Source organism: Streptomyces xantholiticus (genome assembly GCF_014651015.1).
GTDB classification, from domain to species: Bacteria; Actinomycetota; Actinomycetes; order Streptomycetales; family Streptomycetaceae; genus Streptomyces; species Streptomyces xantholiticus.
On record NZ_BMWB01000021.1, the window covers coordinates 109141 to 125066 of the forward strand.

At 71.5% G+C, this 15926-nt stretch carries 14 protein-coding genes and 2 pseudogenes; 6 read left to right on the top strand and 10 right to left on the bottom strand.

Going from position 1 to position 15926, the window contains the following annotated elements; translation table 11 throughout:
* The first annotated feature begins 13 nt into the window (after positions 1-13).
* From IE198_RS26365 to IE198_RS36945, 3 genes and pseudogenes are all read left to right on the top strand, one after another.
* Positions 14-738 (top strand): annotated as a pseudogene (locus IE198_RS26365) (ABC transporter ATP-binding protein).
* Positions 732-1631: an FtsX-like permease family protein gene (locus tag IE198_RS36940; protein WP_444545428.1), complete on the top strand. Its 900-nt coding sequence runs from the start codon at positions 732-734 to the stop codon at positions 1629-1631. Before IE198_RS26365 ends, IE198_RS36940 begins: the two are co-directional and overlap by 7 nt.
* 333 nt (positions 1632-1964) lie before the next feature.
* Positions 1965-2375 (top strand): FtsX-like permease family protein, encoded by a 411-nt coding sequence (locus tag IE198_RS36945; protein ID WP_444545429.1) that lies wholly within the window; start codon positions 1965-1967, stop codon positions 2373-2375.
* Positions 2376-2429: 54 nt separating this feature from the next.
* Here IE198_RS36945 and IE198_RS26375 read toward each other — a convergent pair whose 3' ends face one another.
* Entirely contained in the window at positions 2430-3119 is a 690-nt protein-coding gene (locus IE198_RS26375; protein ID WP_308426857.1) for a lipoprotein, read from the bottom strand.
* A gap of 94 nt (positions 3120-3213) precedes the next feature.
* Between IE198_RS26375 and IE198_RS26380 the strand changes: the two are divergent.
* Positions 3214-3773 (top strand): annotated as a pseudogene (locus IE198_RS26380) (sugar O-acetyltransferase).
* Here IE198_RS26380 and IE198_RS26385 read toward each other — a convergent pair.
* On the bottom strand, positions 3763-3960 hold the full coding sequence (locus IE198_RS26385; protein ID WP_189890859.1) for a hypothetical protein: 198 nt from the start codon (positions 3958-3960) through the stop codon (positions 3763-3765). The pseudogene IE198_RS26380 and the gene IE198_RS26385 overlap by 11 nt on opposite strands.
* On the opposite strand from IE198_RS26385, the gene IE198_RS26390 reads away from it, so the two are divergent.
* The gene (locus IE198_RS26390) at positions 3959-5644 is read left to right on the top strand and encodes a bifunctional 3'-5' exonuclease/DNA polymerase (RefSeq protein WP_189890861.1); all 1686 of its coding nucleotides are present in this window, start codon (positions 3959-3961) and stop codon (positions 5642-5644) included. The genes IE198_RS26385 and IE198_RS26390 overlap by 2 nt on opposite strands.
* 26 nt (positions 5645-5670) lie before the next feature.
* On the opposite strand, the gene IE198_RS26395 is transcribed toward IE198_RS26390, so the two are convergent.
* The 8 genes from IE198_RS26395 to IE198_RS26430 form a co-directional block, all read right to left on the bottom strand.
* Positions 5671-6936, bottom strand: coding sequence for a hypothetical protein (locus IE198_RS26395; protein WP_229834337.1), 1266 nt, complete (start codon positions 6934-6936; stop codon positions 5671-5673).
* Between the two features lie 73 nt (positions 6937-7009).
* Entirely contained in the window at positions 7010-7519 is a 510-nt protein-coding gene (locus IE198_RS26400; RefSeq protein ID WP_189890863.1) for a SigE family RNA polymerase sigma factor, read from the bottom strand.
* Between the two features lie 256 nt (positions 7520-7775).
* Complete coding sequence (locus tag IE198_RS26405) at positions 7776-8165, bottom strand: hypothetical protein (RefSeq protein WP_189890865.1); 390 nt, start codon at positions 8163-8165, stop codon at positions 7776-7778.
* Positions 8162-8773 carry a hypothetical protein gene (locus IE198_RS26410; RefSeq protein WP_189890867.1) on the bottom strand — a complete coding sequence of 204 codons (612 nt, stop codon included), beginning with the start codon at positions 8771-8773 and terminating at the stop codon, positions 8162-8164. The genes IE198_RS26405 and IE198_RS26410 overlap by 4 nt, the downstream gene beginning before the upstream one ends.
* A gap of 18 nt (positions 8774-8791) precedes the next feature.
* Entirely contained in the window at positions 8792-9205 is a 414-nt protein-coding gene (locus IE198_RS26415) for a hypothetical protein (protein WP_189890869.1), read from the bottom strand.
* 39 nt (positions 9206-9244) lie between these two features.
* Positions 9245-11431: a hypothetical protein gene (locus tag IE198_RS26420; RefSeq protein ID WP_189890872.1), complete on the bottom strand. Its 2187-nt coding sequence runs from the start codon at positions 11429-11431 to the stop codon at positions 9245-9247.
* 1 nt (position 11432) lies between these two features.
* Entirely contained in the window at positions 11433-12230 is a 798-nt protein-coding gene (locus IE198_RS26425; protein WP_189890874.1) for a nucleotidyl cyclase domain-containing protein, read from the bottom strand.
* Between the two features lie 177 nt (positions 12231-12407).
* Positions 12408-13106, bottom strand: coding sequence for a Crp/Fnr family transcriptional regulator (locus tag IE198_RS26430; protein WP_229834338.1), 699 nt, complete (start codon positions 13104-13106; stop codon positions 12408-12410).
* A 184-nt stretch (positions 13107-13290) separates the two neighbouring features.
* On the opposite strand from IE198_RS26430, the gene IE198_RS26435 reads away from it, so the two are divergent.
* The gene (locus IE198_RS26435) at positions 13291-15846 is read left to right on the top strand and encodes a polysaccharide lyase family 8 super-sandwich domain-containing protein (protein ID WP_189890920.1); all 2556 of its coding nucleotides are present in this window, start codon (positions 13291-13293) and stop codon (positions 15844-15846) included.
* Positions 15847-15926: the final 80 nt, after the last annotated feature.

Consider the following 15926-nt stretch of genomic DNA (forward strand, 5'->3'; position numbering starts at 1 on the left):
GAAGCCTGGTGCCATGACCACAACAGCCGTACGGCTCACCGCCCTTCGCCGCGTCCACCGTGACGTGACCGCCCTCGACGGCGTCGACCTCGATTTCGCCACCGGTTCGTTCACGGCCGTCATGGGGCCCTCCGGGTCCGGCAAGTCCACCCTGCTCCAGTGCGCGGCCGGGCTCGACCGGCCCACCTCGGGGACGGTGGAGATGGACGGCATCACGCTCGGCGGACTGGGCGAACGTCGCTGACGCTCCTTCGGCGGGACCGGATCGGGTTCGTTTTCCAGTCGTACAACCTCCTCCCGTCGCTGACCGCCGTCCAGAACGTCGGGCTGCCGCTGCGGCTGGCCGGCCGACGGCCGTCGCGTGCCGGTGTGCGCGAGGCGCTCGCCCGGGTCGGCCTGGAGGGGCGGGCCGGTCACCGGCCGGGGCAGCTGTCGGGAGTGCAGCAGCAGAGGGTGGCGCTCGCCCGGGCGCTGATCACCCGGCCGGCCGTGCTGTTCGCCGACGAGCCGACCGGTGCACTCGACACCGTCACCAGCCCTGAGGTGCTCGGGCTGCTCAGAGGGCTGGTGAACCGGGAGGGGCAGACGATCGTGATGGTCACCCATGACCCGGTGGCCGCGTCGTTCGCCGACCGCGCCGTCCTCCTGGTCGACGGCCGGGTCGGCGACGAGCTCGCCGCACCCACGGCCGAGCAGGTCGCGGCACGGCTCGCGGCTCTGGAGGCCGTCCCGTGCTGAGCATCGCTGTCGCCGGGCTCCGGGCCCGGTGGACCACGTTCGTCGCGACCTTCGTCGCGCTCGCGCTCGGCGTCGGGCTGCTGACGGCCATGGGACTGGGCCTGGCGTCGACGTTCGACGCGCCGTCGCGCCCGCCCGAGCGGTTCGCTTCGTCGCCGGTGGTCGTCATGGGACAGGACAGGATCACCGTGGAGGTGCGGCGGGGCCCGCGGGTCGTGGAGGTGTCGAAGCCGCTCCCCCGTCCACACCCTGTGGACGGGGAACTGCTGCGGGAACTGCGCCGGGTCGGACCGGTGGTGCTGCGCGGCGGGCCCGACGCGGTCGGCGTCGATGCCTACCCCGGCGCGGTGCGCACGGTGGTCGGATTGCGGGCGCAGGTCCTCACCGGGGACGACCGGCGCCTGGCCGATCCCTCACCCGAGCGCGACGCGCAGGCGCTCGTCACGGTGAACTCACTGCTCGGCACGGCCGGCGGGGTCTCCGCCTTCGTCTCCGTCTTCGTCGTCGCCTCGACGTTCGCCTTCGCGGTGGCCCTGCGGCGGCGCGAATTCGGGCTGCTGCGGACGGCGGGGACGACACCGGGCCAGATCCGCCGACTGCTGCTGACCGAGGCGCTGACCGTCGGGACGCTCGCCTCCGCGGCGGGGTGCGTGCTCGGTGCCCGGGGCGCGCCCCTGCTGGCCCGGGCACTGGTCGACAAAGGCGTGGCGCCGGAGTGGTTCGCGATCCGCAGCGACGTGACCTGGCCGTTCCATGTGGCCTTCTGGACAGGACTCGTGGTGGCGTTCGCCGGGGTCTGGGCAGCTTCGCGCCGGGGGGGCGCATCCATCCGGCAGAGGCGCCGCGGGAGGACGACGAGACCGCGGTCGTCGGTTTCGAGGCCCGCGCGGTGACCGATCCGGCCGCCTTCGCCGAGCTGGCGCGGCTGCCGGTCACGGCGGGCGATCTGCGGGACCTCGACGACCGTTCGATCGTCGTCAGCGAGGAGTGGCAGGACGCCGAGGTCGGCGAGAGCATCGACGTCCGGCTGGGCGACGGCTGCCCTGCCACGCTGCGCGTCGCCGCCGTGCTGGCGACCGGAACGGGAGGCAACGGCGCGTTCGTCACGGCCGCCAACGCGCCCGCCGCACCGGTGGACAGGATCGACGTACAGGCCGGGGCCGGCACTTCCCTCGACGCCGTCGCCACCGAACTGCGGCGCTCCACGGGGGGGAACGGTCCGCACGGTGCCCGACTGCGCCGCCGCGACCCACCCCCGTACCGGTCCGCAGACCCGGCTGGGGCTCCTCGTCGTCCTCGGTATCGCCCTCGTGGACACGGCGATCGCCCTCGCGGGGACGCTGCTGATGGCCACCTCGGCGCGGGCCGGCGAACTGGCCGCGCTGCGCCTCGCGGGAGCGACCCGCGCCCAGGTGCTGCGGGTGGTCGCGGGCGAGGCGCTGGTCGCCGTCGCCGTCGGCGCGGTGCTGGGCGCCGCGATCACGGCGGTGAACCTGGCGGGGCTGGGTGCGGCGCTCGCCGCGCTCTCGGCGCCCGTGACGGTCGTGGTGCCGTGGGGGACTGCCGGGGCGGCACTCGCGGCGTGCGCGGGCATCGCGGTCCTCGCGGCGACGGCCGGCTGCCCGCGGACCGGGTGAGCGAAGGGCCGGCGGGTCGAAGGCAACGCGCCCGCCGGCGCCCTTGTCCCTGTGTCAGGAGCTGCGCAGGGTCTTCCTGGCCAGTTCGTAGGCCGGGAGCATCTGCTCGTGCTCCTCAAAGTCCAATCCGCCGAGTTCGACGACCACCACGCCCTTCGGTGTGGCCACGGCGAAGGCGCGCTCCTTCTTCGGCTCGTCGAGGAACTCGCCGGTGTTGACGTAACTGACCTCGGTCGCGTCGAACTTGCCGGCCTTGGTCTCGCTGTACGCCTCCTTCCTGCGATCCGCTGCCGCGTCGGCGACGAACGCCTCCAGCACCTCGCGGGTGTCGGCACTGGCGTCGGCACCGACCCACACCCGGATGAAACCGATGTTGCCGGCGGGCTTTGCATCGATCTCGCACACGAGGGAGACCGGTCCCTGTTCGAGGAGCCCGGCGAACTCGTCGTCCGCCGCGTGCTCGACGGCCTCCGGCTTCCAGTCCGCCGCGAGGTCGAAGGTGACCGGCATGGGGCACGGCGACCCGGGGGCACCGACCGAGCCGTCCTTGCCCTTGTCCTTGCCCCTGCCCTTGTTTTTGTCCTGCTTCGTCTTCTCTTCCTTCTCGGCCGCCGATCCGCCCGCGTTCTTCACCGGGTCCGACCCCGCCCCCGCCGAACAGCCGGTCACCACTCCCATGACGAGCGCTGCCCGCACCGCTCCGAGAGCCGCGCCCCGCACCCGTCCCCGCAACACACCGCGCACCGAAGGTTCCCCGCTCTGTCCATGGAGCCGCCACCGCCGTCGGCGGCACAGCAGGATCGATCCTAGGCAGCGGACGTCGAGGAAGGACCGATCGATGGGTGAGAACAAGGACCGGATGCTGGCGGGCGAGTGGTACCTCCCCGACGACGAGGAGCTGGGCGCGGACACCCGCCGCCGCTTCGAACTCTGCGCCGCCTACAACGCCTACGGTGGCGCCGACCCGGCAGGGCGCGGGGCGATACTCGCCGAACTGATCGGCTCGCTCGGCAAGGACGTCCGCATCCGGCCGCCGTTCCAGTGCGACTACGGGCGCTGCATCACCATCGGCGACCGTACGTTCATCAACTACCAAGCGGTCTTCCTGGACGCCGCTCCCATCACCATCGGCTCCGACGTGCAGACAGGGCCAGGGGTGCAACTCCTCACCCCACCCACGACATGGACGCGGAGCGCCGTCGCGCGGGCTGGGAGAAGGCGGCCCCGATCACGATCGGCGACAACGTCTGGCTCGGCGGCGGCGTGATCGTCTGCCCCGGGGTCACCATCGGCGACAACACGGTCGTGGGCGCCGGGTCGGTGGTCGTCAGGGACCTGCCGGCCGGGGTGCTCGCCGTCGGCAACCCGGCCCGTGTCGTACGCAGCCTCACCGGGTGATGACCAGCTTCCCGCGCGCATGACCGGTCGCGTTCGACCCCTGGGCCGTGGCAGCGCTCGGCGAGCGGACACGTCCGGCGGTCCGGCTGCCGGAGCGCCGGAGCCGGTCCGGCGACGACGACGAGGCGTGGTCGCCGGCCCCGACGGCCACGGCGTTGTCGGACCCTGCTGCCACACTCGAACCCATGGGCGGACGGTGGGCTCTGGCGGCGGCCGAAGGAGGAGGAGCGCGGCTCGTCCCCCTCGGCCCCGACGGCCTGCCCTCGGGGCCGGTCCTCGAGGAGCCCGACCTGGTCGAGGCGGTCCGGTCCCGGCCCGAGGTCGGCCGGTGGGTGTGGCGGTCCACTGCGGAGATCTACCCCCGGCTGCTGGCTGCCGGAGTCCGCGTCGAGCGGTGCTACGACATCGAGGACGCCGAGCTCCTGCTGCTCGGCCACGAGGGGCGGCTCGGCGAGCCACGCTCGGCGGCGGCCGCGTGGGCGCGGCTGCACAACGCTCCCGTGCCGCCCGACCCGCCCGCCCGTGCGGCCGAGCCCGGCTCCCAGTCCTCCCTGTTCGAGCCGCAGCCGGTCACGGTGCCGCTGGAGGCGCTGCTCGAGGTCTACGCCGAGCAGCAGCGAAGGCATGCGGCGGCCGAGCACCCCGGCCGTATGCGCCTGCTGACGGCCGCCGAGTCCGCGGGCATGCTCGTGGCCGCGGAGATGAGCCGCGCGGGACTCCCGTGGCGCGCCGATGTGCACCGCGAAGTGCTGCACGAGCTGCTCGGCGAGCGGTACGCGGGCGGTGGCGAGCCGCGGCGCCTGGCGGAGCTGACGGAAGAGGTGTCGGCGGCCTTCGGCCGACGGGTGCGGCCCGACCTGCCGGCGGACGTCGTCAAGGCGTTCGCCCGGGCCGGTGTCAAGTTGCGCTCGACGCGGCACTGGGAACTGGCGGAGATCGACCACCCGGCCGTCGAACCACTGATCCGTTACAAGAAGCTGTACCGCATCTGGACCGCGCACGGCTGGGGCTGGCTGCAGGACTGGGTGCGGGACGGCCGGTTCCGGCCCGAGTACCTGCCGGGCGGTACGGTCTCCGGCCGCTGGACGACCAACGGAGGCGGGGCACTTCAGATCCCCAAGGTGATCAGGCGTGCCGTTGTCGCGGACGAAGGCTGGCGTCTCGTCGTGGCCGACGCCGATCAGATGGAGCCCCGGGTGCTCGCCGCGATCTCGCGGGACCGGGGCCTGATGGAGGTCGCGGGTCACGACGGCGATCTCTACACCGCCCTGTCGGACCGCGCCTTCTCCGGCGACCGCGCCCATGCCAAGCTGGCGCTGCTCGGTGCCGTCTACGGCCAGACGTCGGGCGACGGCCTGAAGAACCTCGCTGCGCTGCGCCGCAGATTCCCCCGCGCGGTGGCCTATGTGGACGACGCGGCCAAGGCAGGCGAGGAAGGCCGACTCGTACGGACCTGGCTGGGGCGAACCAGCCCCCGGGCCATCGGGGCGGGCGACGACGACGAGGCGGGCATTCCGCAGGAGACTCTTGAAACGACCCCTGCCGAGGACGGGTTCACACCCGGTTACGCCTCGGCGAACGCGCGGGCCCGGGGCCGTTTCACCCGGAACTTCGTGGTGCAGGGAAGCGCCGCCGACTGGGCACTGGTGATGCTGGCTGCGCTGCGTCGGGCCACCTCGGCAATGCGGGCGGAGCTGGTGTTCTTCCAGCACGACGAGGTGATCGTGCACTGCCCTGCCGAGGAGGCCGAGGACGTGGCGGAGGCGATCCGCTCGGCCGGTGAGCTGGCCGGGCGGATCGCCTTCGGGGAGACGCCGGTGCGGTTCCCCTTCACGATCGCGGTGGTGGAGCGCTACTCGGACGCGAAATGAGCCGCGCCCGGCAGGGCCCTTCGGCCTCATCCGGCCGCTGTGCGCCACTTCTCGTCGAGCACGACGGTCCTCATCTGCTCGATGCTCAGCACCGGCTCGGCGCGGCTGGCGTCCTTGCCCTGGCCGGGTGCGTTGAAGGCCGTCATCACGACCCGGAAGCCGTCGGGACGCAGGGTGTCCACCGTCCATCCGACAACCCCCGCGCCGCCCTTCTGGTCGGGGTCGTTCTCCTTCTTCACCATGACCTTGGTGCCGTCGGGCAGCGTGGTCACGTCACCGGCGAAGACGTCCTGCGCCAGATCCGCCATACCGGTCTGGGCGTTGACCTGGATGAAGCTCGCGCCCCGGCCGTCGTCGGCGACGACGAACCCGTAGCCGGGGTCGCCCTGCTGGTCGACGATCTCCAGGTTCCCCGGAAGCAGGGAGGCGAGGACCTTGTTCACCGCAGCGCCGTCGGGCCGGCCCGGCGGGGGCGTCTCCTCGCGGGGCTTGCCGAGCTGCGCGCCGATCGTCCGCCACACCTCGTTGGTGACCAGCGCCTTCATCTGCGTCGCCATGAGTGGCGGCGTCGGCCGGCTGACCTGTGCGCCCTTCTCCGCGCGCGCGTTCCACTCGCTCGCGTCGACCTTCACACCCTTGGGCGTGACCAGGGTGGCACGCCACACTTTGGTGTCCTCGCGACGGTCCGGGTACTCGTAGCCCTGGAAGAGCATGTAGCGGGAGCCGTCGGACAGCGTCTCCTCCTGGCATGCGTCGTGCGGCATCAGCGCCTGCGACGGGCAGGTCACGGAGTCCGCGGCGCCCTGCCCGGTGGGGTCGACGACGCTCACACCGAGGCCCATGGCCGCCGCGCCCCTGCCGTCGTCGAACACCAGGTGGACGTAAGGGCCGTGCAGTCCGCCCTCGGGGTCCTTGGTGATACCACTGCCGTCCTCGCGGATGGTCCTCCCCTCGGGCAGCAGCCCCTTGAAGGTCTCGATCATCTCTTTGAGGGTGACACCGCCGGCCTCCGCCGGAGCCGAAGCCGAATCCGAGGCCGGGGCAGTCGGCCCGGCCGACGCCGCGGCCGACGACCGACCGCCGTCCGAACCGAGGGCGCCGGTCGTGTACCCGCCGGTCACCCCGACCACAGTCAGCGCAAGGACACTGCCGGTCACGGCGACCGCCCGCCGCCGGGCCAGCCGGCGGCGCCCACGGATCAGGCCGCCGTCCACCAGCCCCGGCCGGTCGGAGGGGCCAAAGGTCTCCCCGGTGCGGCGCATCGCCGCACCGAGATCGTCCTCGAAAGGCATGGGGAACCACACTCTCTGGTCGCAACATACGGAATGAAGTGTTCGAGCCCGCCCCGGGGCTGCTGTGCGGGCGCTAACGAGCGGCGAACTCGACCAGGCTGCCGCCCAGTTGTTCGCGCAGCTTCGCGAGCGCCCGCACCGCTCTGGTGCGCACGGCGGCAGAGCTGACGTTCATGGCGTCGGCGGTCTCCTCGATGCTGCGGTCCTCCCAGTACCGCAGTACGACGACCGCCCGGTCCTTCGGCGAGAGCCGGCCGAGCGCTCCGAGGAGAGCCAGGCGCAACTCGGGGTCGTCGCCGGAGAGCAGGGCGCAGTCGGGCAGTTCGCCGACCGGGCGTTCCGAGGCGGAGCGACGGCGCCGGTAGGTGAGGAACGAGCGGACGAGCACGGTCTGGGCGTATCCCGCCGGATTGTCTATCCGGGAGACACGGCCCCACAACATGTACATCCGGCCGAGCGTCTCCTGCACCAGGTCCTCCGCGAGGTGGGTGTCCCCGCTGGTCAGGAGGCAGGCGGAGCGGTAGAGGTGCGCGGCGCGGTTCGCCGCGAACTCTCTGTACTCCTCAGTGCGGGACGCTCTCATCCCCTGCTCACTCTCCCCCGTGGGTGCCGACGACCCCTTCACCTCAATGACGCGACGACGTCCCCGTAATGTTTCAACCTGCTTCCGGGACCGGTCCGACCGGCGGTACGCGTCCGGGGCGGGTGCCTGCGCCGGGCGGCTACCCGTCCGGTGGCACCTCGTGAGTGAACCGCCTGCCCTCGCACTCCTCGCGCACCGAGGCGACCGAGTGTCGAATCCAGCCCCAGCTCCCTCCGGCTCCCGCCACCGCTGCCGGTCATTGCCACTGCGTCCCGGAGAGCACCACGACCGCTGCGGCGACCGTCCCGACGCCCAGTGATCCGCGGTGCCCCAGCCGTGCGGCACCCTCGTACAGTGCGGAGAGCACGGCTCCCGCGCACCGGTGGCCACCGCCGGCCAGCGCGCACACCGCGTCCCCGTAGGTGTAGGCGAAAGGCGCGGCGTGACCCGATATCCGCCGCTGGACGCGGGTGAACCAGTACTCGGGCATGAGCAGGCCGACCACGACGACGTTGAGCGCGTACTCGACGCCCACACCGAGATGGGCCAGCAACGGCGCCGTCGCCCAGCGCAGGAAGACGTAGAAGGCTCCGCTGAGAGCGGCGAAGGCGGCCACCGACCACATCACCTCGGAAGGCTCGGTCATCCCGGCTCCCCTTGCCCGTCCCCGCCCTTCTCGGCGTCCTGACGGGAGTGACCGGCCTCGAGCTGCTCGCGGTAGAGCGGCTGCTTACGCGTCCGGCCCTGTGCCGCGTCGGCCAACCGCGCCTTGAGGCTTTCCAGCGCCACGCGGGCGGGCTCCTCCAGCATGTGGTCCTCGAGCACTCCGGCATCGAGGAGCTTCTCGATGATGTGCACCTGGTTGGCGCTCGCCTCGCGCTCGTCGTCGCGGATTCCCTCGATGGCGAGAGGAATGTCCCTCGGGTTCTCGGCCAGGTGCAGTCCCCAGCGCTCGACGTCGCCCTGCGCCAGCATCTGGGCGTAGAACCGGGTCCGCTCGTCCATGAGCTGCTGTTCGTTCTGGGTCCGCAGCCGGGTCAGCTCGTGCTCGCTCGTCGTCGTGGCCCTCGCGTAGTCGATGCTGCGCAGGGACGAGTACTGACGTACCGCCTCTTCGTCGAGGCTCAGTCGGATCTGGCAGTGGATCTCCAGCCCTTCGGCCGCGGCAAGGGGCACCGCCGCCAGGGCGTCCATCACAGCCGCTTCGGCGGCCGCACTGCGCTCGATCGCGAAACGGCGGGTCTCTTGACGCATCCGTGCCAGCAGCCGAGGTTAGATCAGCGCGCGCACGTCACGCACACGCTTCTCCACGACGGCGGTGGGGTCGACGACCCTCCAGGTCAGGTCCGTCTCCGCCGAGAAGAAGAAGGCGTCGCCGTCGCTGGGCAGCCGGTGATCGAAGGAGAGATGCTGTATGCCCATCTCGACCTCGTACAGGGTGCGGAAGTTCTTGCTCACCAGTTCGCCGCGCGTCGGCTGCTGGTGCGGCAGGTACGTCTGCGGTCTGCCGCCGGACGTGAGGAACACCAGGGCCCGTTCGGCGAAGGCGGGGGGCCGGTGCCGTACGAATTCGAAGCGGTGCAGTGTCCGCACATTGCGTACGGGATCGTTCATGACCGCCGGGTGGACCGGGTGCGCCACCGGGGCCTCGGGCACCTGGTCCGCTCCGGGGAATCGCTGTTCCATCTCTGCTCTTCTCTGTGTGTGCTCATCGGTGAGGCGCGGTCAGCGCGACGGCGCCGATACGGAGGGGAGCCGGGCTCGCAGGTGTTCCGCCGCTCCGTTCGACGAGTCCTCGTCACGGATCTTGCGCAGCAGGTGGTCGAGCCGGTCCCGGTCGTTCGCGGTGGTCACCAGGTCCGGCAGCAGCCGTGCGACGGCGGCCTCCACAGCCGGTTCCCGGGCGGCCCGCACCCATGAAGCGAGCACCGTCAGTGCGTCGCGGCGCAGTTCACGGTCGTCCAGCACGTGCCGCCACAGGGCGGTGACCTGCTCTCCGACCACGGGATCCTGGTCCGCCGACCACAGCAGCCGCGGACCGGTGCACCCCGCCGCCGGCTGGTACGTGTGCCGTCCGGCCGCCCGGAGGAATCCCTCACCCGCCAGCTGCCGCAGGTTGCCCGGCGACTGCCCCCACTGCTTCAGCGCGGCAAGGCTCTCCTTCTGTGCCGGTCCATGCAGCAGCGTCTCCACGGTCTGCACGAGAGCGGACCACAGGGCCTGGTCGGGGGTGGTTCCGGTCGACGCCATCCGGGCGATCTCCCGCAGGGCTGTCGAGGCGGACGCGTCCCCGAGCAGCGCGTAGGTCCTCACCACGGTCCATCTGCGTCCCTGGCTGCCCTGTCGGCTCCAGTCGCTCAGCAAGCGCCGGACGACCATGTCCATCCCCCTGGCGGCCGCTGTGTAGAGGGACCATGCGGCCAACTGCCGCTCCATCAACCGGTCCGAGGAGGCCCAGGGAGCGATGAGGCGGTCGAAGGCGTACCCGAAGTCGGCGCACGCCAGCACTCCGGCGACCACCGCACCCCGCAGTCGCACCAGGGCCCTGCTGTCGGAGGCGAGCGTGTCCAGCCACTCGAGCATCGGGAGCCGGGCGGCGGGATGACTCATCCACACGTGCTCGAGGACAGCGGCCCAGGCACCGCTGTTCTCGAAGGCGACGACCCTTTCCGGGAGCGTGCCCCACGGAGTGTCCGTCTTCCGGTCGCGTTCATGCGCCCTCGCCAGGGCGAGACGTGCGCTCCGGGACGTACCGAACACCGGGTGCCCGCCGGGTCCGTCCGGTCCCTCGACCGACTGCATGCTCCGGAAGAGAGCGTCCCCGAATTCGGCGACGAGGGGATAGGGCGATCCGTCGAAGGCGGCGAGCGAGATCAGAAACGCCTTGTCACGCAGGTCCGGCCCCGTCGAGGAGAACCATGTGTCGGCGAGTGCTTCGGCCGAGGAACGTCCGTACACCGCGAGTGCGTCGGTACCGGCCCGGCCGTCGGCGTGCGCGGCCAGCAACCGGGCGAAGTCGGCGGCCTCTCCCGGCGTGGGGCGTTCCCGTAAGTAGTTCCGGGTCTCCTCGAGATCAAGCAGACGGGCGCACTCCTCACTCACCCGGTCCTGTGCCGACCGGGCAACGGGCCCGGTGTCGTGCGAGTGCGAGGGGCCCGTCGACCGGGCCGCCAGACGGACCGTCAGGTGTGCCCGGACCACATCGGCCGCGGGAGGTGGCGTCCAGTCCACCGTCACCGCCCCGTCCACCACCGTGTCGGGGGACGTGACTGCTATGAACAAGCCGCCGGAGTCGGCGATTCGCATGCGGACCGCGTGCATGTGCACGTCGCGCAGGGGGCGGTCCCCACCGGTGGGCGGATCCACGACGAGGTGGGCCGCTCCGGGTCGGATGTGGTCGGCGAACTCGGCCGGTTCGGTGCCCGGGTCCAGGGCGATCACCTCGCTGCCGCGCTTGCGGGCGTGGATCAGCATCCGCAGGGCGGCGGTCCGGCGACCGGTCCCCTGCCGACCGCGTAACACCAGCACCCGTGCGTCCGACAGCTTGGCGCAGGCCTCGTCGTATCTGCGCGTCGGCGCGAACGTCGTTTCCAGGCGGTTCAGTTCCTCGGCGGGCACGGGGCCGACCGGACGCAGTCGTGACCGGCCTTCGCCGGTGTGCACGTGCACGTGTTTGTCGCCGCCGACGACATCACCGTCGACCTGGGTGTCGCCGAGGACGTTGGCCCGCTCCGCCCGCAGGTGGGGCGCCAGGGTGAAGAGTTGCTCCACCGCCTCCCACGCCTCGGGCACGACGTCGGTGCCGCGGGCCTCGCCTCCCTCGTCCTCCGCCTCCTGGGGTGTGCTCCGGTCCTCCGGTTCGCGAGCCCCCTTCGCGTCCTGCTCCACGTTTCCTCTCACGTTCTCTTTCACGTCATCGGCCCTCATCGGCCGCCGCCTCCCTCACATGCTTGTCACCGGCCACCGCGTCCCCGGCGATCCGCGCCGTTCCGAAAAAGAAGTTGCCGGACTCCACCTGGAGGTTCGGCAGACCGGCGCCGCCCGGCGCCGGTACGGGATCCGGCAGGCCCGACGACCGCTGCTCCCGGGCCCGCAGGGCCGGGCCGTCCCCGTCGACGGCCGGCACTTCCCCGGCCCGGGCGACCCGCGTCGGATCGTGGTACCAGCCGGAAAGGGCGCCTTCCTTGCTGTCGGCCTCGAAGCGGTGGAAGTGCTCGGGAACGATCCCGTGATGTCCGTGCCGTACCACCCCGTGGTGCACCGGATCCGACACGCACAGCACACTCGGTTCGGTCGTGGCCGCGAGCGCGTCCTTCAGTCCTTTCGAGTCGAGCAGCCGGAAGGCGAGCACCACATCGGCGCCGACAGCGCCGTACTCGTCCAGCGCGACCTCGCCCGTGTGCACGACGAGTCGCAGCCGCACCTGTGAACCCGCCGCCGCGAGACGGTTGTTGCTGCGCAGCCGCATGGGGGTCGTCGTCAGCAGTGCCCTGATCAGTGCCGGCTTGGGAACACCGGGATCGATGAGCACGAACACTCCGTCGCCCCGGTCCTCCGACCGGTACTCGGTCGCCTCCACGAAGGCCGCCGACAAGGTCTCTCGCAGGACCGCGTACAGCATGCGCCGGATGACGGCCTGTTCGACATCGGTCCTGCTCCCTGAACCTTCGATGTCCATCAGCAGGATGGTCCTGTTGCTGGGTTCCGTCATGGCGCTTCCCCTTGGATGTGTCGTCGTGGCACGGCGGGCATTGCACGGCTCTGCCGTGCGGCTGCCTGCTGGTTCGATGCGGCCTCTGCCGGTCCGGTGCGGCCTCTGCCGGTTCCCGAGAATTCCGTATCGGCACCGTTCAGGGGAGGACCGTTGCCACAGCCGGAGTGTGACCGATTACGCAGAACCGCCGATCCGCCGGAGCACGTCCGGGCGGACCACGACCAGGCGCCTGCGGCTCGTCATCACCACTCCTCGCTCACGCAGTTGGCCGAGCAGCCGGGTGACCGCCTCCCGCGAGGCGCCCACGGAGCCGGCGAGTTCCTGCTGCGTGAGCGGTACGCGCACGAGGACGCCGTGGTCGTGGTGTTCGCCGTACGACTCCGCGAGTTCGAGCAGCAGTCGGGCGAGCCGCTCCCGCACCCCGCAGGAGGCGTGCTCGAGCCGCTTGCGGTCGCCGGCCCGCATCCGCTCCGTGATCACGGCCATCAACTGCCGCGCCGCCACCGGATGGGCGTCCAGGAACCCGATGAAACGGTCCGCGGATACGGCCACCGCCCGCACCGGTTCCAGGGTGGACACCGACGCGGAGCGGGTCGTTGGGTGGAGAGCGGCACTCTCACCCACGATGTCTCCGGGCCCCCGCAGCGCCAGAAGTGCCTCGTGGCCGGTCTTGGCGGCGGCTGTCACCTTCAGCCAGCCGTCGAGAATCAGAAGGACGTGGAAGGAGGGTTCGTCCATGCGGAGAACGGCGGTGCGGGCGGGATAACGCAGTTCGTTCCCCGACTCCATGAGGGCACGGCGGCTGTCGTCCTCCAGACGTGCCAAGTAGGGGACGTGATCTTCCAGCCGGACCGATCCGGCAGCTGTCTCCACAGCGACGTCCTTCCCCCGGACACCCCTCGCGTTCCTGGCGAGCGGGCCACTCAGCGCCCGTCGATTGTTGCTCACCGCGACGGAGCGGGCAACGAATTCCGACCGGGGCAGGGACGTTGACACGCCGGAGCACCGTTGCTTGGCTGACAGCAAGCGCTTTCTGGCCGAACCTTGGAGCGTTCCGGTGGAGTTCTCGCGTCGTTCGGTGCTGTCCGTGCTCCCCGCGGCGACACTGCTTGCCGTGGCACAGCCCCTGCGAGCCGCGGCCGCATCCCGGTCCGGTCCCGCGGCTTCCGCGCGGACCGCTGCCGACCATGCCACCCTGCTCCGCAACACGGTCGCCGTCTTCGCCGGCACCGCCGAGGCGAACGCCCGCCCCGAGGTCGCCCCGAAGCTCGCGTCCATCGCCCGAACGGCCCGGTCCCGGCTCGCCGCGATGGACGGCGCCGGGCAGGGTGAGCTCTTCAAGGGTGTCCCGCTCGGCACGAGCGAGCCCAACCTGAGCACGTCGTTCCAGTATCTGTACGAGATCGCCCTCGCCACCCGTACCCCCGGCCCCACCGCCTCGGACCTGCGCGACGACAAGGCGGTCCAGCGGCGGGTCATCGACGGCCTGGTGCGCCTGCACGCCGAGTACTACGGCGACCAGTCGAAGGGCTACTACGGCAACTGGTTCCACTGGGAGATCGGCATCTCCACCCACGTGTCCAGGACCCTTGTGCTCCTTGGGGACGAACTCGCGGCGTACCGGCCCGACCTCGCCGCGCTCTACGTCGCCTCCATGGACGGTTACCTCCGAGGTGGCAAGGACGGCGACGTCGACCTCGACTCGCGCTTCCACACCGGCGCCAACCTCGCCGACATCACGACCAACCGGATGCTCCAGGGGGCCGTCCTCGCTGACGACGCCCGGATCAGGAAGGCCGTCGCCGACCAGCTCACCGTCTTCGCGCGGATCGACCCGTACGAGCTGCGGCACGGCGTCACCGACGGCTTCTACGCGGACGGTTCGTTCGTCCAGCACGCTTCCGTCGCGTACACCGGCTCGTACGGCAAGGGCCTGCTCACCCGGATCGTGCAGACCGTCAAGATCCTCGACGGCGCGACCTACGTGCCCGGCGACGACATCGTCGGCGTCGTGCAGGGCTGGGTGGCCGACGGCTTCGCCCCGCTGATCTTCGAGGGCTGGATGATGGAGATCGTCAAGGGCCGTGCGGTTTCCCGGACCGGCACCGGTTACGCGGACGTCGCCGCCGTGGTGGAAGCCGTCGTCGACATCTGCGGGTACACCGCCGGCAGCGACGCCCAGGCCCTCGCCGGTTATGTGAAGTACGTCCGCCAGACCTCACGGGCGAGCCTCGACCCGGTCTCCTTCGTCTCCCCCGTCAGCATCGCCCGCTACACCGACATCCTGAACTCTCAGGCACCCGCGAAGGACCTCGGGCCCGCCGCCTCCCACACCGCGTTCAACGCGATGGACAGAACCGTCCACCGGCGGCCCGGCTACGCCTTCGCGCTGGCCCGCAGTTCGGACCGGATCAGCAAGTACGAGTACATGAGCGGCGAGAACCTGATGCCCTGGTTCCAGGGCGACGGCGCCCACTACCTCTATCTCGCCGGTCAGGACCAGCGACAGGCCTTCGGCTGCGACTACTTCACCGCCGTACCGCCGTACCGCCTGGCCGGCGTCACCGCCCCGGTGGAGAGCCGCCGGACGGTCCCGGAGCTCTACGGCACGCTCTGGTACGACAACCCCGAGCGCGGTTTCACCTCGTCCTCCGAGTCGCAGAACACCTACGTCTACTTCCCCTGCGGCACCGACCCGTACTCCGGCGGCGCCCGCCTCGGTGCGTACGGAGCGGCCGGACTCGTCCAGTCCGACGACGTCGGCTACGCGGCACAGCAGGCCGGCGAACTGCCCGACGACTTCGTCGCGTACCAAAACGCCCGCGCGACCAAGTCCTGGTTCATGTTCGACGACGAGATCGTCGTCCTCGCCGCAGGCGTGTCCGGTCAGGCGGACCGGGCGGTGACCACCACTGTCGACAGCCGCATCGCCGCGCCCGGCGCCCCCGTCTCCCTCACCGGCCGCCTCCACGACCGGACGCCCTGGCACGGCACGGGCACCGCCCCGCTGGCCTGGCTTCGCTACGCGGACGCGCAACAGGAGACCGCGGTCGGGTACGTCTTCCTGTCCGGCCCCCGGCCGACCGTCGCGCTCGAAACGGTCACCCGCAGCCGCCGCGTCATCCGCCTGGCCAATCCCGACACCGCGGTCACCAAACAGGTCTTCACGCTCTCCTACGACCAGGGCGGCTCACGGCCCTCGGCCATGGCCCACGTCCTCGTCCCGAACGCCTCCGAGCGGCAGTTGGCGTCGTACGCCCGCGGCCCACTCTCCGTGACGGCCAACACCGTCCGTCTCCAGGCGGTCAGGCACACAGGCCTGGGCATCGTCGCCGCCAACGCGTTCGTCCCCGGAACCCACCACGCGGACCGCCTCGCGATCGACGGCCCGGCGTCCGTGCTGCTCCGCCGTGCAGCCGACGGCACCTTCTCGATCTCGGTTTCCGACCCGACGACAAGGCGCCGCACCGTCTCGGTCACCATCCACGGCCGCCACCTGCACCTCCTCTCGGCCGACGACGGCGTCCACATCCGCCGCGTCCCAGGCGGCACCCGACTCGAGGTCACCACCCACCACGCCTACGGCCGCAGCTTCACGGCGACGCTGGGATAGGGGCGGCCTGCCGAGACGGCCGGCGGCGCGCGGGCGGTTAACGGGGGCGTCGGGCCGGCGGCCGGTGGCGCGCGTGCGTC